Source organism: Stenotrophomonas sp. Steno-C18, assembly GCF_056393195.1.
The window spans coordinates 156,281-178,058 of sequence record NZ_JBWJOX010000001.1; the positions used below are offsets into that span (position 1 = coordinate 156,281).

General features: G+C 64.7%; 18 protein-coding genes. 7 read left to right on the forward strand and 11 right to left on the reverse strand.

All coding sequences use genetic code 11. The annotated features are described in order from the left end of the window. Positions 1 to 35: 35 nt before the first annotated feature. The 4 genes from AC06FE_RS00750 to AC06FE_RS00765 all read right to left on the reverse strand — a co-directional run bounded on the left by AC06FE_RS00750 (position 36) and on the right by AC06FE_RS00765 (position 5,325). A complete protein-coding gene (locus tag AC06FE_RS00750) occupies positions 36 to 380 on the reverse strand; it encodes a DCL family protein (protein WP_478071977.1) in 345 nt (114 codons plus the stop codon). Continuing rightward, complete coding sequence (locus tag AC06FE_RS00755) at positions 338 to 2,884, reverse strand: DEAD/DEAH box helicase (protein WP_478071978.1); 2,547 nt, start codon at positions 2,882 to 2,884, stop codon at positions 338 to 340. The genes AC06FE_RS00750 and AC06FE_RS00755 overlap by 43 nt, the downstream gene beginning before the upstream one ends. Further along, positions 2,881 to 3,771 (reverse strand): HamA C-terminal domain-containing protein, encoded by an 891-nt coding sequence (locus AC06FE_RS00760; RefSeq protein WP_478071979.1) that lies wholly within the window; start codon positions 3,769 to 3,771, stop codon positions 2,881 to 2,883. Before AC06FE_RS00760 ends, AC06FE_RS00755 begins: the two co-directional genes overlap by 4 nt. Positions 3,772 to 4,437: 666 nt before the next feature. Next, complete coding sequence (locus AC06FE_RS00765; RefSeq protein ID WP_478071980.1) at positions 4,438 to 5,325, reverse strand: restriction endonuclease; 888 nt, start codon at positions 5,323 to 5,325, stop codon at positions 4,438 to 4,440. 217 nt (positions 5,326 to 5,542) lie between these two features. Here AC06FE_RS00765 and AC06FE_RS00770 point away from each other — a divergent pair, with 217 nt between their 5' ends. Both AC06FE_RS00770 and AC06FE_RS00775 read left to right on the forward strand, forming a co-directional pair. Next, entirely contained in the window at positions 5,543 to 6,022 is a 480-nt protein-coding gene (locus AC06FE_RS00770) for a VOC family protein (protein ID WP_478071981.1), read from the forward strand. A 200-nt stretch (positions 6,023 to 6,222) separates the two neighbouring features. Beyond that, positions 6,223 to 6,687, forward strand: a complete 465-nt coding sequence (locus tag AC06FE_RS00775) for a hypothetical protein (RefSeq protein ID WP_132864233.1) — start codon at positions 6,223 to 6,225, stop codon at positions 6,685 to 6,687. A 497-nt stretch (positions 6,688 to 7,184) separates the two neighbouring features. Here AC06FE_RS00775 and AC06FE_RS00780 read toward each other — a convergent pair whose 3' ends face one another. Then, the gene (locus tag AC06FE_RS00780) at positions 7,185 to 8,339 is read right to left on the reverse strand and encodes a fatty acid desaturase family protein (protein ID WP_313250971.1); all 1,155 of its coding nucleotides are present in this window, start codon (positions 8,337 to 8,339) and stop codon (positions 7,185 to 7,187) included. Positions 8,340 to 8,342: 3 nt separating this feature from the next. Next, entirely contained in the window at positions 8,343 to 9,404 is a 1,062-nt protein-coding gene (locus tag AC06FE_RS00785) for a ferredoxin reductase (RefSeq protein ID WP_313250972.1), read from the reverse strand. A gap of 94 nt (positions 9,405 to 9,498) precedes the next feature. Between AC06FE_RS00785 and fabR the strand changes: the two genes are divergently transcribed. Continuing rightward, entirely contained in the window at positions 9,499 to 10,161 is a 663-nt protein-coding gene (gene fabR / locus AC06FE_RS00790) for an HTH-type transcriptional repressor FabR (protein WP_132864236.1), read from the forward strand. Positions 10,162 to 10,243: 82 nt separating this feature from the next. Here the strand turns inward: fabR and AC06FE_RS00795 are convergent, their stop codons facing one another. Continuing rightward, on the reverse strand, positions 10,244 to 11,347 hold the full coding sequence (locus AC06FE_RS00795; protein ID WP_132864237.1) for a DUF1615 domain-containing protein: 1,104 nt from the start codon (positions 11,345 to 11,347) through the stop codon (positions 10,244 to 10,246). Between the two features lie 186 nt (positions 11,348 to 11,533). Between AC06FE_RS00795 and AC06FE_RS00800 the strand changes: the two genes are divergently transcribed. The 4 genes from AC06FE_RS00800 (at position 11,534) to AC06FE_RS00815 (ending at position 15,017) form a co-directional block, all read left to right on the forward strand. Beyond that, a complete protein-coding gene (locus tag AC06FE_RS00800; protein ID WP_478071982.1) occupies positions 11,534 to 12,508 on the forward strand; it encodes a hypothetical protein in 975 nt (324 codons plus the stop codon). 63 nt (positions 12,509 to 12,571) lie between these two features. Then, positions 12,572 to 13,084: a GNAT family N-acetyltransferase gene (locus AC06FE_RS00805; RefSeq protein WP_478071983.1), complete on the forward strand. Its 513-nt coding sequence runs from the start codon at positions 12,572 to 12,574 to the stop codon at positions 13,082 to 13,084. Positions 13,085 to 13,870: 786 nt separating this feature from the next. Further along, complete coding sequence (locus tag AC06FE_RS00810; protein WP_478071984.1) at positions 13,871 to 14,647, forward strand: HipA family kinase; 777 nt, start codon at positions 13,871 to 13,873, stop codon at positions 14,645 to 14,647. Further along, positions 14,625 to 15,017 (forward strand): DUF3037 domain-containing protein, encoded by a 393-nt coding sequence (locus AC06FE_RS00815; RefSeq protein ID WP_192288535.1) that lies wholly within the window; start codon positions 14,625 to 14,627, stop codon positions 15,015 to 15,017. Before AC06FE_RS00810 ends, AC06FE_RS00815 begins: the two co-directional genes overlap by 23 nt. A gap of 51 nt (positions 15,018 to 15,068) precedes the next feature. Here the strand turns inward: AC06FE_RS00815 and AC06FE_RS00820 are convergent, their stop codons facing one another. The 4 genes from AC06FE_RS00820 to AC06FE_RS00835 all read right to left on the reverse strand — a co-directional run bounded on the left by AC06FE_RS00820 (position 15,069) and on the right by AC06FE_RS00835 (position 21,715). Further along, on the reverse strand, positions 15,069 to 16,688 hold the full coding sequence (locus tag AC06FE_RS00820; protein WP_478071985.1) for an acyl-CoA synthetase: 1,620 nt from the start codon (positions 16,686 to 16,688) through the stop codon (positions 15,069 to 15,071). Between the two features lie 261 nt (positions 16,689 to 16,949). Beyond that, positions 16,950 to 19,655: a DNA gyrase subunit A gene (gene gyrA, locus AC06FE_RS00825; RefSeq protein ID WP_478071986.1), complete on the reverse strand. Its 2,706-nt coding sequence runs from the start codon at positions 19,653 to 19,655 to the stop codon at positions 16,950 to 16,952. Between the two features lie 280 nt (positions 19,656 to 19,935). Beyond that, on the reverse strand, positions 19,936 to 20,997 hold the full coding sequence (mtnA, locus tag AC06FE_RS00830) for an S-methyl-5-thioribose-1-phosphate isomerase (protein ID WP_446540454.1): 1,062 nt from the start codon (positions 20,995 to 20,997) through the stop codon (positions 19,936 to 19,938). Positions 20,998 to 21,031: 34 nt separating this feature from the next. Then, on the reverse strand, positions 21,032 to 21,715 hold the full coding sequence (locus AC06FE_RS00835) for a DUF3011 domain-containing protein (RefSeq protein ID WP_192288531.1): 684 nt from the start codon (positions 21,713 to 21,715) through the stop codon (positions 21,032 to 21,034). Positions 21,716 to 21,778 lie beyond the last annotated feature (63 nt).

The window sequence follows — 21,778 nt, forward strand, 5'->3', positions numbered from 1 at the left end:
GCTCGCACTCTGGCCCCTATTCTTCCGAAATGGCACTAACGCTGATCGACACATGTATGGAGTGAGAAGTCTTCGAACGTTCCATCGGTTCGAAAAATGTGGAAGCACTGAGTGTCGAAATCAGCACCCAGCACTTCGAAGTGATCGATACCGACACCAATCTTCTGCGGCGCATCCGGATGCCGCTTTAGCAACTCCGATAAAAGTTTTTGATCTCCGCTATTGACGCGATCTCCCACCGCGTACCGATGCAGCATCGTTTGGAAAAACTCACGCGCCGCAGTTCTACTTTTGAAAGTAACGACCCCGAGGTCGACCGGAATGGAACGCCCCATTTCTATCCCCAGTTTGTGAACAATTTGAGTTGCAATGAAACCCACGGATCAAGCGAGCTCCGTACAGCCGCAACTCGCTTCGGTACAATTGACTCTAGGCCGTTTGCATCCGCACCTATTTCCGGCATTGAACGCAATCGAAGACCTACGGCGGTTTCGCGGAAAAGGCCATTTCCAGTGAGGAACCGCGTCGCAGGGTGATAGGTGCCCGATTCGATAGCAGCCAATACTGCCCCGCCTACATTTCGCATATCTGCTAGCGGTTTAAGCAGCGATGGCAAGCTGTACACCACGTACTTGTAAATGAGTGCGACCTGCGAATCTATCTTCCCTACCTCATGAGCCGCGAAGTGTCTATTGTCGATCATCTTTCGCAACGGAACCTCGCGAGCCCACGACTCGGCTGATTTCGCGATCGCACTGACGAACTTATCCGAAGATGCATCCCGCATGTAACGTTGAAAATATAGCGGAACTACACGCTCATGAAACTTCAGCCATTCTTCCAACGTACTCGCGAGGCCGCGCTCCCACACTGTCGACGGCAGATCGCTTAACGACGACGACTCAAAGCTGTCTTTTAGCAGCTGGAGGTCGAACGGATCCCAATATCGGTTTCGGCCGCAAATCTCCCTCGTTACGTCGAGCGATCGAACAAATCGCCGCGTCGCTTCAAAGTTGCCCGCATCCAACTCGATACCCATCATCGCGAGCTTCGCCCGCGCATCTTCGCCGTGCTTAACGGCCGCCTGCCGAATGTAAGTAGCCAAGAACTTGGCAGGGCCCGCTGTCGCAATACCCGGACGCGAGAGCTCACCGAGGATCTCTTCGCGGTTCTCCGCAAAAAGGGCCGCATAGCCGGCTCGTACTGATTTTGTCGAACTGGCGAAGAGGTCCCTTTGCGCGTCCTGGTCACGAAATGAGTCTTCATCCAAAACGACAGTACGTCCCACCAAGTCCTTCATAAGCCGACCAGCGCGCCCGCGAAGGTTCGCGAACTCGTAGGCGGATAGCTTTGGAGCATCCTCGCGCGCCCCCGAGCGGACAAACAAGTTCGGATTGCGAATAAATACGATGTTCGCAGGCAAGTTGACACCCTGCATGAGGGTGGTCGTGCATACCAACTTGGATATCTCTCCGTTACGGAAAGATGTTTCGACGGCAAATCGAGCATGAGGTGGAACTCTTCCGTTGTGATATGCGATACCGTCTCTGACTAAGTGTGTAAGCGAATACTCAGGATGGACTGAGTCTGCGAGATAGGCCGCCAACGACTCGTTCTTGCCAGCGTGTCGAGGTAGAAGTTGCTGTAGTCCGATCGACGTCCGGACTGCTTGGTCTGCGGTTGGGGAAAACACAATGGTCTGTGATTCCGCTTCTACGCTCTTCACCATCAAACCCAAGAACTTAAGGAAACCGTCCGTATACGTTGACTGTCCTTGCCCCTGTACGATGCTACCGTCATCAATCTCAAGCTCGGCGATCGGCGCGTCCGCCAGCAGCTCCCGATGCTGTCGGATGAAGGCCTTGCGACCACGCTTAGTAATCGAGTACGTCAGATTAGCAACTGGCCCGTCACTAGTCGTGACTTCGCGCGTGCTTGCCCCAAAGACGAGGGTACCTAGCTCCCCTACGTTATCAATCCTCGGCCCGCTGATAACGATGCGATCGATTTGCTTTTCGTTTGAAAGCTCGGTGATGACGTCGTACAGAATCTTCGATCGCAAACCGTCTTCTTGGGCGACACGCTCAAGATTCTGCACTTCGTCGACTATGAGCATCCCCAGTTCGTTCCAGGAGGATGCTTCAAGCGCATATAGCGCTCGCTCCTGTGTGACGACTGAAATGCTCCCTTTCAAAGTTCCCGCCGACGCGCTATCGCGCACGATTACATGGCCAAGCCCAAGATCCGCAAGCAGGCGCCTTAGGTCAAGTGAAACCTGCGTTATCAAGCTAACGGTGGGGACGATAAAAACTGCACTGGAGTCCGGTTGACGCTCGAAGCTTCGAGCAAGCGCAAGATATAAAGCGAAAGACTTCCCCGCCGAGGTAGGAGCGGAGATTCCGACAAGGCGGTTCGAATCCACCGCGTCAAGCACTTCACTTTGAAATCTCGTAAGAAAGAACTCTCGGCCACTGATGACTCGAGAAAACTCCAGCTGCATGACGACCGTGGCGAGCTGGGCGCGAACACTATCAAATGGCTCGTAACCTTCACCGCGCGCGTACCCGTCATCGATCATGGAGGTCGTCGGGGAGAGCCCTAGCCGGGTGAGGCAAACGATGATGCGTTGCCGCATTGCGCGGCGAACGTCATCCGTCGAGTGCTCCCAGACCATCGAGATGATCAATACGGCTAAACGCGAGGCGATCTCGTCAGCCTCCCAACTAAGCTCGTCAAGACACGATGCAGCTTTCCGGAGCAAGTTTTCACTGATCGCGCGTCTTGTGGCGGCCAAAAGCCCGAGTCGACATGCGAAGTTGTGAAGCTCCAGATCCGCCAAAGCCGCCGCGACCCCGGCCGCCTCTCGCTGCACTTCGGGCGTCATGGCTCGAAATCCTCAAGTAGTGATTCGAGATTCCAGAACGGTAGGAAAAAGAAGTGCATGCGTGCAAGCAAATGTTCGCTGTGGGTTTCAAACAGCTCATTCTTGATCGTCCCAATGTGCTTCTTCACGGTCTTCTCTAGGGCAGCAAGAGTCGCCGCGCTGTCAGAACCACCGATCTTGGCCGTTTCGGTATAGGATATAACGGAAACTAGTTGGACTTGAAAATCGAGCTTATTGCGCTTGATATTCTTTGCAATGGCACGTAGCGGCTCCTCGATGAACTCGTCATATACGTAAAGGTCAAGTTCGTTCATGAGATCGGCGTGCGCTTTTACGATGCTACTAAGCGCCGCCTCAAGAGCGTTCGCAAACTGATACTTGGACGTATACGTCTTGGCTTCCCCCAAATAGATCACCGGCGTCACATCTACCAATCCTAGATGTATGGCGTCGGCACCGTGACGCTCCACGGCGGGGTTGGTCGTGAGTGGCATCTTTCGCAGCAGGGCGGGCGCCTTAAAGAAGTGCTGCATAAAGTTGAAAAGCAACAACTCTCCGAATTGGCCTCGCGGGAACCCAGAGCGGAACTTCGAATTCGCTAGCTGGACGATGTGCGAAACGGCATTGGCCGTGTTATACCCGCGCTCCTTCAACTCTTCGTCCAGCATGGAGTTAAAGCGAGATCTGGAGTACACCCAATCTACGATCGAATTTCGGAGCTCTCGAACGAAATCCGGACGACGCTCACCAAGATCGGAGTACGCGATAGCTGCCCCGCGTCGAGTTTTCCCCGGGAAGGGAACATCGTGACATTCGAAGTGATGAACATGATTGAAAAGCGCGTCTGTATGCGCCAACAATTTTTCGAGCTCAGCTTGTGAGATCAAAGGTCACTCCCGACTTGATACACAGCAGGTTTGTTTACTGCCTCCGATCCGCCCAGAACGCAGCCGAGCATATCGGGCGCAGCGACCGCAAACGTCGCGCACCTGAAATCAAATATTGCGCCTGTACTCCCTGACCGCATTATACAAGGCTATGGCCGATCTGCCCAAGGCTGTGAACTTTTTACCGCTTCCATCAGCGAAGCGAACATATTGCGCCGCTCCCGCTCCCGCTCCCGCGCCCACGCCCACGCCTTCAGCGCCGCCTGACGAGGAGCGCCCGGGGTCGCGACTGAAGCCGCTCCTACAAAAGACGCCCCGCTGACGATCTGTTGGCCCTTCTCACTTTCGTAGAGCGGATCAGCTCTGTCGGCAAAAGGTGTCAAAGACAATTTCCCAAGCCTGCAGCCATTTGCTTCCGAAGACCGCTTCGGCTCGTGACCGTCCGGAGCTCGACGCGGTGCAGGGAGACCTCAGCCCACATGACCATCGCGGTCCTCGCGCACCCGAGAGCCCCAGAACCCAATTGCAGCTGCGGCGCCGTCGCTTTACAGAGCAGGTATGTTGGCGACTGTAAAAACATACGGCCGGGCATAAAGCCACTTTAATCCGGTCATCGACCGCCTACGACGGCTTAGGGTCGAAAGCCGACAAACCATTCCCACCGCCCTACTCATCCCCCGCCAGAAACCAGACCGGTTTCAACGGCAGCCTGCGCCGCGCACCATCGTCCAGCTGGCCATAATGTCGCGTCCACAGATCCACCAGTTGGTTGGCATCGATCAGGGTGATTCGGCGGTGGCTTTGACGCGCTTCCAGGTCGGCATCCTTGGTGAAACCTGACAGGGCCACGAACAGACCCACGTCGCCCTCGCCCAACACCGCCATGAAGCTGCGCAGCCCCATGACGTCGATCCGGGGAGAGTTGGCATTGCGCTTGACCTGCACCTTGATGCGCGGCGGGCGGGTGCCCAGTGGGTCGTTGTAGGCAATGACGTCGATGCCGCCGTCCTTTCCGGGTGGTGCGATCCATGCGACGTGGTAACCCATCGCGGTGAGCAGGGCGCCGACCAGTTCCTGGAACTCATACGGCGGCATGGCGGCCAGGTGGGCCTCGATCTCGGCCCATGCCATTTCCTCGGCCTGCTCCAGCGTGATGCTGGCCGATTTTTCCACGGCCTCATCGTCGCCCTCCTCCACCTCCGCGACCGGCTGGGCCTTCTTCCACTTGTGGTACAGCCGCACCGCCTCGCGGTAGAACTGCTCGCCGTCTGGATACTGCTGCAGCGCCTGCGCGCCTTCGCTGGTCACCGTCCAGATGCCCTTGTCCTTCACCAGCCAGCCGGCCTTGACCGTGTCCACGGTGGCGAAGCGCACGATCTTCTCGAAGCGCCGTCCACCGGTGGGGTAATCACCTGCCTCGTAAGGTGTCAGCTGCACCTGCGCGGCCAGGGCGGCCAAGGCATCACCGGCCTTCATGCCGTCCTGCTGGGCCTGCAGGATGCCAAACAGCTTGCGTATCAGTTGGCCGGTTCGGGCCTTGGTTACTTCCGCCATCCTTTCCCCCGTGGACTCCTGTCCGGTTGCGGCACCCGTCCGGAAATGCGCTTTCGGCGCCGGCGGGTGTGGTTGTTTTCCCGGATTCTAGCCGGGGATCTGGCTCGAGCGCGCGGGTCGGCCGCCTGGCCTGCCGGATTCACAGCCCAGGCCACGCCTACGACGCGGGTTGAAGGGTTGCTGTGGTATGCCAGGGGCCCGTTGATGGAGGTTTGCCATGAACAGCAAGAACACGATCTGCCTTTGGTATGACGGCACGGCGCTGGAGGCGGCGACGTTCTATGCCGCCACGTTCCCCGACAGCAAGGTGAATGCAGTGCATCGCGCGCCGGGGGACTACCCCGCCGGCAAACAGGGCGACGTCCTGACCGTGGAGTTCACGGTGATGGGCATCCCCTGCCTGGGTTTGAACGGTGGCTCGGCCTTCAAGCACACCGAAGCGTTCTCGTTCCAGGTGGCCACCGATGACCAGGCCGAAACCGACCGGCTGTGGAATGCCATTGTCGGCAACGGCGGCCAGGAGAGCGCCTGCGGCTGGTGCAAGGACCGCTGGGGCCTGTCGTGGCAGATCACACCGCGCGTGCTCAGCGAGGCCATCAGTGACCCCGACCCGGCCGCGGCCAAGCGGGCGTTCACCGCGATGATGGAGATGACGAAGATCGACATCGCCAGGATCGAGGCGGCACGCCGGGGGTGAAGCACGGGATTGGATCGGTTGGCGCGTTTGCTCCCGCGACGCACACGCGCTTCGCGGCCATGGCTGCCCCTACGGGAAGTGGGGGTGGCTTCCCAGGATGACAGGCGGGGTTTTCCCGGCGGCAACGACGTTCCGGGCGGGCAAGGTGGCGATGGCCGCGGCGAAAGCGGCCACCCCTTCACCGAAAAGGACGACCGACGATGCAGAACCTGAGTTCCCTTCGTTTGACCGACAAGCAGTTGAGCGCATTGGATGCCGCACTGACCGAGCTGGAGGCACAGCTGGTGGGGCTGGTGGCGATGTCTGCCGCGCAGCGCAAGAAGCTCTCGCGCATGGGCAGCAAATCCGAAGCCTTCTGCCGGCAGACGTTGCATGTGCTGGCGCAGAACCCACAGGTGGTACCGGCGACGTTGAGCATCGCCGAGGCCCTGTCCGACCTGGACACGTTGGACCGCCTGCGCCCCCGCCTGCAGCGCATCCTGCGCCTTGCCGAACGGGCCTCCGATACCGACATCGCCCTGCGCAGCGACGTGATGCGCTGCGCCCTGGACGGTTACGCCCTGCTCAAGGTGGCCGGTCGCAACCAAGGCCTGGAAGCCCTGCGGCGCAATCTGGGCAGCCGCTTCTCCAAATCCTCGCGCGGCGGCAGGTCTTCCCCTTCGTGAAACCGTACTGACGGGGCTGGCGTCATCGCCCTAGCACTCGACCACAAAGAGGCCACCCACGGGCGGCCTCTTTCTTTTGCAGGAAGGTTGCGCGCCCGGGCGTCGTGTCACCGGCCCTGCCCTTCATTGGCCCGGCCGATGCTTCAACGGTCAACGTGTCGGCCTCACACGTGGCGCTTGAAGCGACATGGGCCACGCTCCCGGTGGCAGACGTGCCACATATGCTTGCCGCGCGCACCTTCAAGGGGCATGGATGCCGCTACAAGCGTCATGGATGGCGAAAAAAACGGCATCGTTGCCGGTTCATTCGCCACCGCTGGCGAAAAGAGCGGCATCGCTGCCGGTGTGAGCGGCACCGATGACACAACTCACGGCGCGAGCAGCGCTTACGGGGCAATCAACGCCCCGGTTTGGTGCGTGGCTTAGGACGCATGCGAGATTGCGGCCGCTGACGAACGCTGGCTTGGGGGATTACCAGGCGTTGGCGGTTTCGCGGACTACGCCGCGCCCACCGATGGAGCATTGCCAGGCGGCTCGGCGGGCTCGGCGGCTACCAGCGGGCGCTCCGGCGCCGGGCGGCTCGGGAAAGCGTGACGCAGGATGCGCCAGACCACCTGGCCGAACTGCTTCGGCAGTGAGCCGGTGTTGTAGTGCTGGCCGTAGCGGGCGCAGATGGCCTTCACGTCCACCGCCATCGCGGCATACCGGTTGGCGGGGATGTCGGGATAGAAGTGGTGCTCGATCTGGTGGCTGAGGTTGCCGGTCATCACGTCCAGCAACCGGCCGCCGGCGAGATTGGACGAACCGCGCAACTGGCGCAGGTACCAATGGCCGCGCGTCTCGTTGCGGATGCAGTCCTTGGGGAAGGTTTCGGCGTCGGCGGTGAAGTGGCCGCAGAAGATCACCACGTACGTCCACACGTTGCGGATGACGTTGGCCAGCAGGTTGCCCAGCAGCACCGGCAGGAAGAACGGGCCGGCCAGTGCCGGAAACAGCACGTAGTCCTTCAGCAGTTGCTTGAGCATCTTGCGGCGCACCGGCCTGGCCTGCGCCCACAGCTGCCGCAGCGTGATCTTGCGGTTGAGCAGGCGGCCCACGCGCAGGTCCTGTATGGCGATGCCCCACTCGAACAGCAGCGCGAACACCACCGCCACGAACGGCTGCGCCAGGAAGAACGGATGCCAGCGCTGCTCGGGGAAGATGCGCAGCAGCCCGTAGCCGATGTCATCGTCCAGCCCGCGCACGTTGGTGTAGGTGTGGTGGCGGAAATTGTGGGTTTTGCGCCAGTTCTCGGCGGTGCCGACGATGTCCCACTCGTAGGTCTTGCCCTGCAATGACGGGTCGCCCATCCAGTCGTACTGGCCATGGATGACGTTGTGCGCCAGCTCCATGTTCTCCAGGATCTTGGACAGCGCCAGCAGCACCACGCCGGCGATCCAGGCCGGCACCAGCACGCTGTGCACGAATGCCCCCAGGAACAGCAGCGTGCGCCCGGCGACGCCGGTCCAGCGCACGGCCGCGACGATCCTGCGGATGTAGCGCGCGTCGGCGGCGCCCAGCGAAGCCAGGTGCCTGGCGCGCACCGCGTCGAGTTCATCGCCGAAGGCCTGCAGTTCGGCCGCGGACAGGGTGCGGTTGTGCACGGAAGACATCGATTACAGCTCCAGGGCGAGATCGGTACTGGCGCTGTTGACGCACAGCTTCAGCGAGGTGGACGGTTCGGCGGCGTAGTCGCCGGTCAGCGTATGCCGGGTGATGCCGGACACCTTGTCGCAGACGCAGGTGTTGCAGATGCCCATGCGGCAACCACTGGCCGGCTGGATGCCCTGAGCCTCCAGCGCCGCCAGCAAGGGCTTGCCGCGCGGCAGCGTCAACGTGCGACCGGTCCGCAGCAGCTGCACCTGCACGCTGCCCTGCTCGATGTCCGGCAAGGCCGGTTGGCTGAAGGCCTCGCTTTCGAACTGGGCAACCTGGCCCTGCAGGCGTTGCCGTGCCGCTTCAACGAACCCGGCCGGCCCGCAGGCCAGCACCCGCGTGGCCGCCGGTGCATCCAATGCCGCGAAGTCGTGCGCATCCACGCGCGCCGCGGGCGCGGCCGCATCGCGGGTCAGCAACAGTTGCAGGTGGAAGTGCGGATGGCGGGCGGCAAGCGCCTGCAGCTCCTCGACGAAGCACAGCTCCTCGCGGCGACGCGCCCAGTACAACAGGTCCACGGCCACCGGCATGCCCTGCGCATCCAGCGCTTGCAGCAGCGAGCGCATCGGTGTGATGCCGCTGCCGGCGGCCAGCAACAACAGGCGCTGGCCTGGATCGGTGCGCAGGGTCATCTCACCAAAAGCCTGGCCCAGCGCGATCACGTCGCCTGGCCGGGCATTGCGGGTCAGCCAGGTGCTGGCCTTGCCATCGGGGATTGCCTTGACGGTGATGGCCAGGCGCCCATTGGGCAGCACGGTCGGGCTGTAGCTGCGGGTGACCAGGCGGCCATCCACCTCCACGCCGACGTTGATGTGCTGGCCCGCCTGCACCCCGGCGAAGTGCCGGTTGGGTTGCAGCTCCAGGGTCACCGCATCGGCGCTGGCGGCGTTGCGGGCCACGACACGCGCCAACGGGCGGCGCAGCGTCCACAGGCGATTGACGCGGGTAGACCAGAAATCGAAGAAGCCCTCGCTCAGCCAGGGGATCTGGGGGGGCGTGGCATTACGGTAGACAGCACTCATGGCGACGAACTATACGGCCGAGCATACAGCTGTGTATACACTCGTATATTCACCATACCGGCTATGATTCACGAATCCGTCCATCCTGCCCGCGATGACCCGTCCCGATCAGCCCTTGACCCACCACGACGACCAGCACCCGGCACGCAAGGCTTCGATCTCGCGCGACGACCTGCTGGCGGCGGCGTTGGCGCTGATCGGCCCGCATCGCAGCGTGTCCACGTTGAGCCTGCGCGAGGTGGCCCGCGAAGCAGGGATCGCCCCGAATTCGTTCTATCGCCAGTTCAGGGACATGGACGAGCTGACCGTGGCCCTGATCGACCTGGCGGGCCGCTCGCTGCGCACCATCATCGGCCAGGCCCGCCTGCGTGCGGCCGACAGCAACCGCGGCGTGATCCGCCTGTCGGTGGAAACCTTCATGGAGCAGCTGCGCGCCGACGACCGGCTGATGCACGTGCTGCTACGTGAGGGCACCGCCGGCTCGGACGCCTTCAAGCAGGCGGTGGACCGTGAGCTCAACTATTTCGAGGACGAGCTCAAGGTGGACCTGGTACGCCTGGCCGCACTGGACGGCGCCACGCTGCATGAGCCCGCGCTGGCCGCCAAGGCCATCACCCGCCTGATCTTCGCCATGGGCGGCACCGCCATGGACCTGCCGGAAGAGAAGGACCCGGAGCTGATCGAGCAGATGTCGCAGATGATCCGCATGATCATCACGGGCGCACGCGTGCTGGGACGCAACCCCGTCCGCGCCTGAGCGGCGCAGCCTTGCCCGCCTGCGCACCCGCGGGCAGGCCACCACCCTCACCTGCCGCAACACCCACCCGAACCTGCCACGGTCAGCGCTGCAGGCACTCCCGGTAACGTCCGTCCACGCGGTTGGCGAACCACTCGGTGGTCAGCTCACGGGTGATCTTGGGGCTGTCCAGGCGGATGCCGGGGATCACCGCGCGCGGCAACGGCTTGCCGGCCCGGGATTCGGCCAGGGCGAACACGCGCTGGTGCAGCGGGCTCTCGCTGAAAGCCAGTTGGTCCGCCTGCTCCAGCGCCCGCCGGATGCCCCGCTCGTCCATTCCCAGCGCCGCGCCCAGTTGCCGCACGGCACGCTCGGTCTGGCCCGGCGCATCCAGCGGCGCCCCCGGTGCCAGCAGGTCACCATCCAGCGCCAGCGCCTGCCCGGTGGCAACCGCCACCGCGTTCTGGAAGGCCGCATTGCGGCTGGCATACCAGCCGGCGTTGTAGTCGGCGAACCGGTGCACCTTGCGGGTATACGGCGTTTCATAGCCCAGCAGGTGCATCGTGCCGAAGTACACGCCACCGCGCCGGCTGAACACCTCGTCGCGGATACTGGCCTGCACCGGGTACGGATACCCTTGGGCATGCGCCTGCGCAAAGGGGATGCTGACCTGCATCGCGCCACCGGTCTGCACCGGGTTCTTGCCGGCGAACAAGCGTTGCCCCAGCGGCACGCGGTCGATGATCTCCTCATACAGGCGGCTGAGGTCACGCTCGGTACGCACCCCGGCCAGCTTGTCACCGTAGCTGCGGCCATCGGTTGCCTTGATCCGCAGGCCGGCATCCACCAGCAGGCCCGGGACATGCAACGCCGAGGCACGCCGGTCGATCTCCTGGCGCGCGATGCGCGGCAGGTTGGCGACGGCCGGATCGGCGCGATACCCCGACTCCTGCTCGATCACCGCCAGCACCGCGCAGATGTTCTCGGCGTTGGGGGCAATGCGCTGCGCGGCGAAGGCCGCCTGTATGTCCGCCGCCCAACCGGCACGGTCCGCGGTCCGCGCAGGGATGCGACGCTCGATCTCGTTGCGCACCACGTCCGCCGGCGGACCCGGGGCGGGCGCCGGCACCGTGCTGCAGGCAGCCAGGACGCCCATCGCAACCGCCCCCAGCAGGACACGGTGCAGGGGCAGCGGCAAGACGGGCATGAAAGCGGCATTCACAGCGGGCATCCCGGGTACATGAAGGTCGAACTCAGCGTGCGTGCAATGCCCGGCACAGTACGTTGCCGGCCCCCACTGCGCCACAGCGCCGTCTTCATGATCGCCGCCGCACTGTACGGGTGGCGCTCGGCTGCGGTATCTATAGCGCTCGTGTTCCCACGGATGGACCGCATGACACTTCCGCACACCCGCCTCCGCCTGCGCTGGCTCACCGCCGTCGCCGGCGTCCTGATCCTTGCCGGTTGCGGTGAGAAGACCGAGCAGGAGCAGCTGGAGGCATTGCGCGACAGCCTGACCTACACGCAGTACCGGCGCCTTTCGCACCACGGCCTGCCCGCCTCCTACAACGCCTGGCGCGAGGGCATGCGGATGGCCGGCAGCGAGCCCACGCCGGAGCTGACGCCCGATACCGAATGCATGATCCATGGCCTGCTCGGCTACAGCGCGCTCAGCGCTGACCGCAGCACCATTGCCATCGCCGAATCGGACATCGTCGATGCCCTGCCCGCCTGCAGGGACTACGCGCAGATCAGCGCCGCCCTCCGCTCGGTGGCCTTCCACCGGCGGGAATGGCCGCAACTGGCCGAACAGCAGAGCGAATTCGCGATCAACGGCGGCAAGACGCTCGACGCCGGGCAGGCCACCGAGGCACGGATGCGGATGCTGATCGTGCATGCCGCACTGGGTTACAAGGCCATCACGGACAAGCGCTGGGACCGTGCCCAGGTCCATATCGACGCGATCGCACTGAGCCTGAAACAGCCGTGGCTGTCGGAGCTGGGGCGTGCCGGGCTGGCCATCAACAATGGCGACGTGCGCGAAGGGCTGGTGATGCTCAAGCGCCTGAGCGAGAACCCGCAGGTGCCGCCGGAAGCGCGCGCCTATCTGGGTGAACTGATCGGGCAGATCGAGGCCGAGACCGGCGACGTCGATTCCAGCCTGTGGATGGCCAGGGTGTTCACCAAGGTGGTCTGGGGCGAGATCAAGCGGCACGGGCCGGATGGGCTGGCCAGCCTGATGGAGTTCGTCGACCAGCAGAGCGCGAAGGTCGACCAGTTGATGGGCGACGGCAAGGGCATGCTCGACGGCTGGTGGCAGTCGGCCAAGGAACACCTGCGCAGCGACGGCAAGTCGTTCGACGACTGAGCCGCGCCTGTTTTCTTTCTTCCCGGGACGGTCATCCGCCCCGCAACGTTCTGGATGCATGACATGACGTTTCATATCCGCGACGAGCAACCCGCCGACATCGACGCGATCCACCGCCTGACCGAGGCTGCATTCGCCGAGGCGGTCCATTCCAGCCATACCGAGCAGTTCATCGTTGCCGCGTTGCGTGCGGCCGGGCAGCTGACGGTGTCGCTGGTGGCCGAGGAGCACGGCGAGCTGATCGGGCACGTCGCGATATCGCCGGTGGTGCTGTCATCGGGCGACGCCGGCTGGCATGGCCTGGGGCCGATATCGGTCCGCCCGGATCGCCAGGGCCAGGGGATTGGAGCGGCGTTGATGCGGGCGGCGATTGATCGCTTGACGCAGCTGGGCAGTGCCGGCTGCGTGCTGCTGGGGGAACCGGGGTACTACGCGCGGTTCGGCTTCAAGGTAGTTCCGGGACTGGAGCTGCCGGGGGTTCCGCCGGCGTACTTCCAGGCACTGCCGCTGGCCGGCACCGTACCGGTGGCGCAGGTGCACTACCACGCGGCATTCGAAGCAACGGCATCCCCATAGGAGCGGCCTCGGCCGCGAAGCCGCGATTCCTGCAGTCTCGCAAAGCTACCCCTCCCCAGCCCTCCCCTTCGCTGCGCGAAAGGGAGGGAGCGCAGCACCGGCGCACGCACACCTCGTAGGAGCGGCCTCGGCCGCGAAGCCACGACTCCTGCAGTCTCGCAAAGCTACCCCTCCCCAACCCTCCCCTTCGCTGCACGAAAGGGAGCGCAGCACCGGCGCTCATGCGCCCCGTAGGAGCGGCCTCGGCCGCGAAGCCACGATTCCTGCAGCCCCCGCACAAGTTCCCCCTCCCCAGCCCTTTCCTTCGCTGCGCGGAAGGGAGGGAGCGCAGCACCGGTGCTCATACACCCCGTAGGAGCGGCCTCGGCCGCGAAGCCACGATTCCTGCAGTCTCGCAAAGCTACCCCTCCCCAACCCTCCCCTTCGCTGCACGAAAGGGAGCGCAGCACCGGCGCTCATGCACCCCATAGGAGCGGCCTCGGCCGCGAAGCCACGATTCCTGCAGTCTCGCAAAGCTACCCCTCCCCAACCCTCCCCTTCGCTGCACGAAAGGGAGCGCAGCACCGGCGCTCATGCACCCCGTAGGAGCGGCCTCGGCCGCGAAGCCACGATTCCTGCAGCCCCCGCACAAGTTCCCCCTCCCCAGCCCTCCCCTTCGCTGCGCGAAAGGGAGGGAGCGCAGCACCGCCGCGCATCCCGCACCCATCGACGCACCCAATCCGGTCACCGCCATCGCGCGCCCGATACGCTAGGCTTGTCGCCCCAACGCCAGCAACGGCACACGTCTTGAGAACCGTCCACGCAACCCGCTACATCACACCGCTGCGCGAAGGGGGGTCCCTGCCAGCCGTGATCGAGGCCGACGACGATGGCATGTACGTCATCAAATTCCGTGGTGCCGGCCAGGGACCGAAGGCGCTGATCGCCGAACTGGTCGCCGGCGAACTGGCCCGCGCGCTTGGCTTGCCCATCCCGGAGATCGTCCTGGTCGAACTGGACCGCGAATTCGCGCGCACCGAGCCGGACCCCGAGATCCAGGACCTCATCCGCGCCAGCGAGGGCACCAACCTGGGCAGCGACTACCTGCCCGGTGCAATCAACTACGATCCGGCGGCGATGCAGCCCGATGCCGAGCTGGCCTCGCGCATCGTCTGGTTCGATGCCTACACCAGCAACGTGGACCGCACCGTACGCAACCCCAACCTGATGGTCTGGCACCGCAAGCTGTACCTGATCGACCACGGTGCCGCGCTGTACTTCCACCACGACTGGGAGAACGCCGGCGAGGCCTGCGCCAAGCCCTTCGTCCTCATCCGTGACCATGTGCTGCTGCCCTTCGCCAAGGACATCGCCGGCGCCGACCGCGCACTGGCCCCGCTGCTGACCGATGCGGTCATCGACGACATCGTCGCGTTGATCCCGGACGCCTGGCTGCAGGACGAGCCCGCGTTTGCCGATGCCGCCAGCTACCGCAAGGCCTACGCCGATTACCTCAAGCGCCGCCTGCAGCTGCGGGATGCATTCGTACAGGAGGCCATCCGTGCCCACGCTGCACACGTATGACTACGCGGTGATCCGCGTCGTGCCGCGGGTCGAGCGTGAGGAGTTCATCAATGTCGGCGTGATCGTGTCCTGCCCGAGCGCCGGGCATCTGCAGGCGGCCATCGAGATCGATGAAGCACGCCTGCAGGCGTTCGCCCCGCAACTGGACCTGGAGGCATTGCGCCCCTGGCTGGACGCCATCGTCGCCATCTGCGAAGGCCGCGCCGAAGCCGGCCCGATCGCACAGCTGCCGCCGCGGGCACGCTTCCATTTCCTCACCGCCAAGCGCAGCTCGGTGGTGCAGACCTCGGTGACCCACGTCGGCCGCACCCGCGAACCGGCGGGCATCGTCGAGCACCTGCTCGAACGGATGGTGCGCGTACCGCGCTGATCGCCGGCACGTGCACGCCAGGACAATGGCCCGCATCACGCGGGCCATTGTTCATTCGGCGTCCGTCAGGGCACGCGCGGCATCGCGCAGCGCGAACTTCTGCACCTTGCCGGTGGCCGTCCGTGGCAGCGGCCCGAACACGAAACGCTTGGGTACCTTGAAGCCGGCCAGATTCTGGCGGCAATGCGCCAGGGCTGCGTCCGGGCTGAGGTCCAGTTCGTCCTTCAACTCGACGAAGGCACATGGCGTCTCGCCCCACTTCGGGTCCGGCCTGGCCACCACGGCCGCGGCGAGCACCGACGGGTGGCGGCACAGCACGTCTTCCACTTCCAGCGAGGAAATGTTCTCGCCGCCGGAAATGATCACGTCCTTGGAGCGGTCACGGATCTTCACGTTGCCGTCGGCATACACCACGGCAAGGTCACCGGTACGGAACCAGCCGCCGGAGAAAGCCGCATCGGTGGCGCGGGGGTTCTTCAGGTAGCCCTTCATGGTGATGTTGCCGCGGAACATGATTTCCCCGACGCTGGCGCCATCCCACGGCACCGGCTGCAGGGTATCGGGGTCCAGCACCTGCATGTCTTCCTGCAACAGGCAGGCCACGCCCTGGCGACTGTTGAGCTCGGCGCGTTCATCGATGGGCAACCGCGCCCACTCCGGCTTGGGCTGACAGATCGATGCAGGGCCGTAGACTTCGGTGAGGCCGTAGACGTGGGTGATCTCCACGCCCATGCGTTCCATCTCTTCCAGCACCGCCGCCGGCGGCGCGGCACCGGCCACCTGCCCCTTCACGCCGGCAAGCCCTTGCTTCAGTTCCTCCGGTGCCGCCGCCAGCGCGGCATGCACCACCGGCGCACCGCAGTAGTGGGTGACGCCATGTGTGCGCATCAGCTCCAGCACCTGCTTGCGGTCGAATCGCCGCAGGCAGACCTGGGTGCCGGCGACGGCAGCCATCGTCCACGGGAAACACCAACCGTTGCAGTGGAACATCGGCAGCGTCCACAGGTAGACCGGATGCGGCGGCATGCCCCAATCGATGATGTTGGCCACCGCGTTCAAGTAGGCGCCGCGATGGTGATAAACCACGCCCTTCGGGTCGCCGGTGGTGCCCGAGGTGTAGTTCAGCGCGATCGCATTCCATTCGTCGCCGGGCAGGCCGTAGGCGAACGTCGGGTCACCGGTTTCCAGCAACGCTTCGTACTCGATCGCGCCAAGGAACTCGCCTTCCTCGATGGCCGCATCGTCCACGTCGATGACCTGCGGTGCCTGCCGGCACAGCGCCAGCGCCCGCTTCATCACCGGCGAGAACTCGCGGTCCACGAACACCACCTTGGCCTCGCCGTGGTCCAGCATGAATGCAAGCGTTTCCGCGTCCAGGCGGGTGTTCAGCGTATTGAGCACGGCACCGAGCATGGCCGGGGCGAAGTGCAGCTCGATCATCGCCGGCGTATTGGGCAGCAGCGCCGCCACGGTATCGCCTTCGGCCACGCCCATGCGCTGCAACGCCGACGCCAACCGACGGCAACGCGCCTGCACCTGGGCCCAGTTCAGGCGCCGCTCGCCATGCACCACCGCCAATCGCTGCGGGTGCACGGTAGCCGCCTTGCGCAGGAAGCTCAGCGGTGACAACGGCGTGTAGTTGGCCTGGTTGCGGCCAAGATCCTGGTACATCGAGGGGCCCTCTCTCCGGTGATGTGCCGGCAGAGAGTCGGGCAGGACGCGGGGGTTTGTCGCTGCGACCTTAGTCGCAGGGAATTGGCTCATTGCTGCCGGACGGCCCGTCCTGCGTTGGGGTCCGCGCCGGAGGTGCCCTCTCCACAGGCCTGGCGCACGCGCCCTCCATCCTTCCCGGCGCAGGCCCGCAAGCGGCGTTCCCGCAAAAAGAAAGGCGCCGGCAAGCCGGCGCCCTTCTCATTCCAACCGCCGCAGCGATCAGCTTTCCGGCGTGGCTGGTGCCGTCTCATCCGCCGAGGTATTGGCGTCGTCGTCGAGCACGTCCTCACCGTCGTCCAGCGAGGCATCCAGGCGTTCGACGGCCTGCAGCTTCTCGCCCTTGGACAGGCGGATCAGGGTCACGCCCTGGGTGTTGCGGCCCACGCGCGAGATTTCCGAGCCGCGGGTACGCACCAGCGTGCCGCCGTCGGAGATCAACAGCACTTCATCGCTGGTGCCCATCAGCACCGCACTGACCAGCTTGCCGTTGCGCTCGCTGGTCTGGATGCCAATCACACCCTGGGTGCCACGACCCTTGCGCGGGTAGTCGGCCAGTGGGGTGCGCTTGCCGTAGCCGTTCTCGGTCGCGGTCAGGATGTAGCGGATGCTGGCATCGTCGCTGCCGTTGTCGACGATCTCGCCGCCATCGGTTGCCACTTCCTCGACGCTGCTGCCCTCGTCCTCGTTCTCGTCCTCGGCGCCGCCGGCGCTTTCGGCCACGATCAGGCTGACCACTTCCTCGCCGTTGGCGAGCTTGATGCCGCGCACACCGGTGGCGGTACGGCCCATCGAGCGGACCCGGTCCTCGCCGAAGCGGACGGTCTTGCCGTTGGACGCGAACAGCAGCACGTCGCGCTCGCCATCGGTCAGGCCAACGCCGACCAGCGCATCGCCTTCATCGAGGTTGATGGCGATCTTGCCGCGCGCCAGACGGAACGCGAACTCGCTCAGCGGCGTCTTCTTGACCGTACCGTTGCGGGTGGCGAAGAACACGAAGTGGTTGTCGTCGTACTCGCGTACCGGCAACACCGCCTGCACGCGCTCGTCGTTCTCCAGCGCGATCCAGTTGATGATCGGGCGGCCGCGCGCGGTCGAGCCGGCCTCCGGCAACTGGTGCACCGGCAGCCAGAACACCTTGCCCGAGCTGGTGAAGGTCAGCAGCGTGTCGTGCGTATTGACCAGCCACAGCTGTTCGATCGAATCCTCGTCCTTGGTCGCCGCCGCACTGCGGCCGCGGCCACCGCGACGCTGGGCGCGGTAGGCACTGACCGGCTGGCGCTTGACGTAACCGGCGCGCGACAGCGTCACCACCACGTCTTCCGGCGCGATCAGGTCGAGGATGTCGAGGTCTTCCTCGCTGTGGCGGATCTCGGTGCGGCGCTCGTCGCCGTACTCGACCTTGATGGCGACCAGTTCCTCGCGGATGACCTGGCGCAGGCGCTCCGGGTCTTCCAGGATCTCGATGAGGCCGGCGATCACCACCAGCAACTGGCGGTATTCCTCGGTCAGGCGGTCCTGCTCCAGCCCGGTCAGGCGGTGCAGGCGCATTTCCAGGATCTGGGTGGCCTGGACTTCCGACAACTGGTAGTTGCCGTTGACCAGGCCGATGCCCTTGGGCAGGTCTTCCGGACGCGACGCCTCGGCACCGGTGGCGGCCAGCAACGAGCCCACCAGGCCCGGCTCCCACACCTTGGCCAGCATGCGCTCCTTGGCCTCGCCCGGGTTGGCCGACGTCTTGATCAGCTCGATCATCTCGTCGATGTTGGCCAATGCGACGGTCAGGCCTTCCAGCACGTGCGCGCGGGCACGGGCCTTGCGCAGTTCGAAGATGGTGCGGCGGGTAACCACTTCACGGCGATGGCGGAGGAAGGACTCCAGCATCTCCTTGAGGTTCATCAACTTCGGGCGGCCGTCGACCAGCGCCACCATGTTGATGCCGAACACCGACTCCATCTGGGTCTGCTGGTACAGGTTGTTGAGCACAACCTCGGCAGACTCACCGCGCTTGATCTCGATGTAGATGCGCATGCCGTCCTTGTCGGACTCATCGCGCAGCTCGCTGATGCCTTCGAGCTTCTTTTCCTTGACCAGCTCGGCGATCTTCTCGATCAACCGCGCCTTGTTCACCTGGTACGGGATCTCGGTGACGATGATCGACTCGCGGCCATTGTCGGCCACTTCGATATCGGCCTTGGCACGGATGCGCACGCGGCCACGGCCGGTGCGGTAGCCGGCGATGATGCCGGCGGTGCCATTGATGATGCCGGCGGTCGGGAAGTCCGGGCCCGGGATGTATTCCATCAGGCCATCGACATCGATCGACGGGTCGTCGATCAAGGCGATGCAGGCACTGATGGACTCCGCCAGGTTGTGCGGCGGGATGTTGGTGGCCATGCCCACCGCGATGCCGGCCGAACCGTTGACCAGCAGGTTCGGGAACCGGGTCGGCATGACCGTCGGCTCCAGTTCCTTCTCGTCGTAGTTGGGCTGGAAATCGACGGTTTCCTTGTCCAGGTCGGCGATCAGCTCATGCGCCAGGCGCGACATGCGCGCCTCGGTGTATCGCATGGCCGCGGCCGAGTCACCGTCGATCGAACCGAAGTTACCCTGGCCGTCCACCAGCATGTAACGCAGCGAGAACGGCTGCGCCAGACGCACCAGCGTGTCGTATACCGACTGGTCGCCATGCGGGTGGTACTTACCGATGACGTCACCGACGATACGCGCCGACTTGTAGTAGGGCTTGTTGCTGTGCGCGCCCAGTTCGTTCATCGCGAACAGGACACGGCGATGGACCGGCTTGAGGCCATCGCGTGCATCGGGGAGTGCGCGTCCGACGATCACGCTCATGGCGTAATCGAGGTAGCTCTTGCGCATCTCGTCTTCCAGTTTTACCTGGATGATTTCCTTGGCTGTTTCTGCCATTCGGGTTCCGTTGTCTGGTGACGATCCCGTCCGGTGGAGTGGCCTTGGAGGCAACCCCGCCGGAGCCTTGAATCAACCGATGGAGTCTATCACAGACGGGGGTTTTACCGGAACAAATCAGGAACTTAGGCGCCGCTTTCTGGACGATGCCGGCGTGCCGCGCCGGCACGGGAAACACCACGGAGCCAAGCCACGCTCCGCGGGGGCCTTGCCGGGAGCCCCCTTGCCGGGCGTGGCTCGGCACTACCGGGGTGGACGCTGGCTAGGGCCGGGTGCTGATTCAGGCGAAGGCCGCTGCCATGGCCGCGGCGTCCGGCTTCAGGATCACGCCGCGCTCGGTGACGATGGCATCGATCAGCTCGCCCGGGGTGACATCGAACACCGGGTTCCAGGCAGCAATGCCTTCGGCCACGGTGCGCACGCCACCGACGCCGAACAGCTCGCCCGGGTCACGCTGCTCGATCTCGATCTGGTCGCCATGGGCGGTGTTCATGTCCACCGTCGAGGACGGCGCCACCACCATGAACTTGACGCCGTGGTGGCGCGCGGCGATGGCCAGCTGGTAGGTGCCGATCTTGTTGGCGGTATCGCCATTGGCGCAGATGCGGTCGGCGCCGACGATCACCCACTGCACCGCACCGGTCTTCATCAGGTGCGAGGCGGCCGAGTCGGCGATCAGGGTGGCGTCGATGCCGTCCTGCTGCAGTTCCCACACGGTCAGCCGTGCACCCTGCAACCACGGCCGGGTTTCGCCGGCAAACACGCGCGCGATGTTGCCCTGCGCCTTGCCGGCGCGGATCACGCCCAGCGCGGTGCCAAAGCCCGCGGTGGCCAGTGAACCGGTGTTGCAATGGGTCAGAACCCCGCTGCCCGGGGCGATCAACCCGGCGCCCAGTGCGCCCATGTGCCGGTTGGCGGCCAGGTCTTCGTCGGCGATGGCCTGCGCTTCCAGCGCCAGCACTTGCTTCCAGTCCGTCCCGGCTGTCGCCAGCGCCCGGCGCATGCGCGCCAGCGCCCAGGCCAGGTTGACGGCGGTCGGGCGCGAGGCATTCAGGCGCTCCAGCGCCGGCTCCAGCATCGCCAGCGCCGCAGCGCCATCGGCCGCCTGCACTTCGCGCGCCGCCAGCACCACGCCCCAGGCCGCGGCGATGCCGATGGCCGGCGCGCCCCGCACGGTCAACGCATGGATGGCCTCGGCCACGGCGTCGCTGTCATGGCACAGCACGTGCTCCACGACGAACGGCAGCTTGCGCTGGTCCAGCAGTTCAAGGGCGTCCCCCGTCCAGCGGATCGGGCGGATGTGGTCGTAACGGGCGTAATCGATGGTGGGGATGGCGTTCATCGGGCCATTGTAATCGGCCCGCCTGGCGGCCCGTTCAATCGGCGGAAAATTCCGCCCGGCAGCCTTTGTCGACCCAGATGCCGAAGCGATCCCAGCCCCAGCTGTCGCCCTCGCGGCAGGCCGCGCTGGACAGCTGTTCGACCAGGGTGACCCGGCGGGTGACGCTGACGCCGCATTCGCGGCGCAGCCCGCCCTTGGATTCGCAGACGACGCGGCGTGGGACGTCGACGAAGCCCGAGCCGTCCTCGGCGCCCACCTCGAACTGGCCCTGGCACCCGCGGCTGACCCAGATCTCGTTGCGGTCGTAGCCCCAGCTACGCCCTTCCCGGCACGGCAGTACCGACTGCTGGCGCAACAGTCGCACCGGGGCACCGCGCAGGACCACCGGGCAGGATTCGTAGCGCCCCTTCGACTCGCAGCGCACCACCCGCCGCGACACCCGCGAGCTGCTGCCACGGCGGGCGAACTCGGCACGACAGCCTTCGCTGACCCAGATCGCGTCGCCCTCCACGCCCCAGCTGGTTTCGCGGATGCAATCACGGCTGGAGAGCTGGCGCACCATCTGCACGCCACGGGAGACATCCATCGGACAGAACACGCGTTCCATCTCGCCGGACTCGCAGCGCACGACCAAGGGCGCCGGGGTGTCAGGCCCGCCCCCCTCCGCTGCAAGCAGCGAAGGCGACACCAGCAACAACAGGCCAAAAACTCCCTTCATCCGATGCTCACGCCCCCTTGCAGCCTTGATGGATTCCGGCACGGGCACAGTGCCCGAGTGGTT

What these genes read in the sequence shown, in the direction of transcription:
- AC06FE_RS00800 (WP_478071982.1), top strand. Translation starts at nt 11,534, where the DNA reads ATGACACTTCCGCACACCCGCCTCCGCCTGCGCTGGCTCACCGCCGTC.
- gyrA (WP_478071986.1), bottom strand. Translation starts at nt 19,655, where the DNA reads ATGGCAGAAACAGCCAAGGAAATCATCCAGGTAAAACTGGAAGACGAG.
- AC06FE_RS00835 (WP_192288531.1), bottom strand. Translation starts at nt 21,715, where the DNA reads ATGAAGGGAGTTTTTGGCCTGTTGTTGCTGGTGTCGCCTTCGCTGCTT.
- AC06FE_RS00780 (WP_313250971.1), bottom strand. Translation starts at nt 8,339, where the DNA reads ATGTCTTCCGTGCACAACCGCACCCTGTCCGCGGCCGAACTGCAGGCC.
- fabR (WP_132864236.1), top strand. Translation starts at nt 9,499, where the DNA reads ATGACCCGTCCCGATCAGCCCTTGACCCACCACGACGACCAGCACCCG.
- AC06FE_RS00785 (WP_313250972.1), bottom strand. Translation starts at nt 9,404, where the DNA reads ATGAGTGCTGTCTACCGTAATGCCACGCCCCCCCAGATCCCCTGGCTG.
- AC06FE_RS00755 (WP_478071978.1), bottom strand. Translation starts at nt 2,884, where the DNA reads ATGACGCCCGAAGTGCAGCGAGAGGCGGCCGGGGTCGCGGCGGCTTTG.
- AC06FE_RS00770 (WP_478071981.1), top strand. Translation starts at nt 5,543, where the DNA reads ATGAACAGCAAGAACACGATCTGCCTTTGGTATGACGGCACGGCGCTG.
- AC06FE_RS00820 (WP_478071985.1), bottom strand. Translation starts at nt 16,688, where the DNA reads ATGTACCAGGATCTTGGCCGCAACCAGGCCAACTACACGCCGTTGTCA.
- AC06FE_RS00795 (WP_132864237.1), bottom strand. Translation starts at nt 11,347, where the DNA reads ATGCCCGTCTTGCCGCTGCCCCTGCACCGTGTCCTGCTGGGGGCGGTT.
- AC06FE_RS00765 (WP_478071980.1), bottom strand. Translation starts at nt 5,325, where the DNA reads ATGGCGGAAGTAACCAAGGCCCGAACCGGCCAACTGATACGCAAGCTG.
- mtnA (WP_446540454.1), bottom strand. Translation starts at nt 20,997, where the DNA reads ATGAACGCCATCCCCACCATCGATTACGCCCGTTACGACCACATCCGC.
- AC06FE_RS00775 (WP_132864233.1), top strand. Translation starts at nt 6,223, where the DNA reads ATGCAGAACCTGAGTTCCCTTCGTTTGACCGACAAGCAGTTGAGCGCA.
- AC06FE_RS00805 (WP_478071983.1), top strand. Translation starts at nt 12,572, where the DNA reads ATGACGTTTCATATCCGCGACGAGCAACCCGCCGACATCGACGCGATC.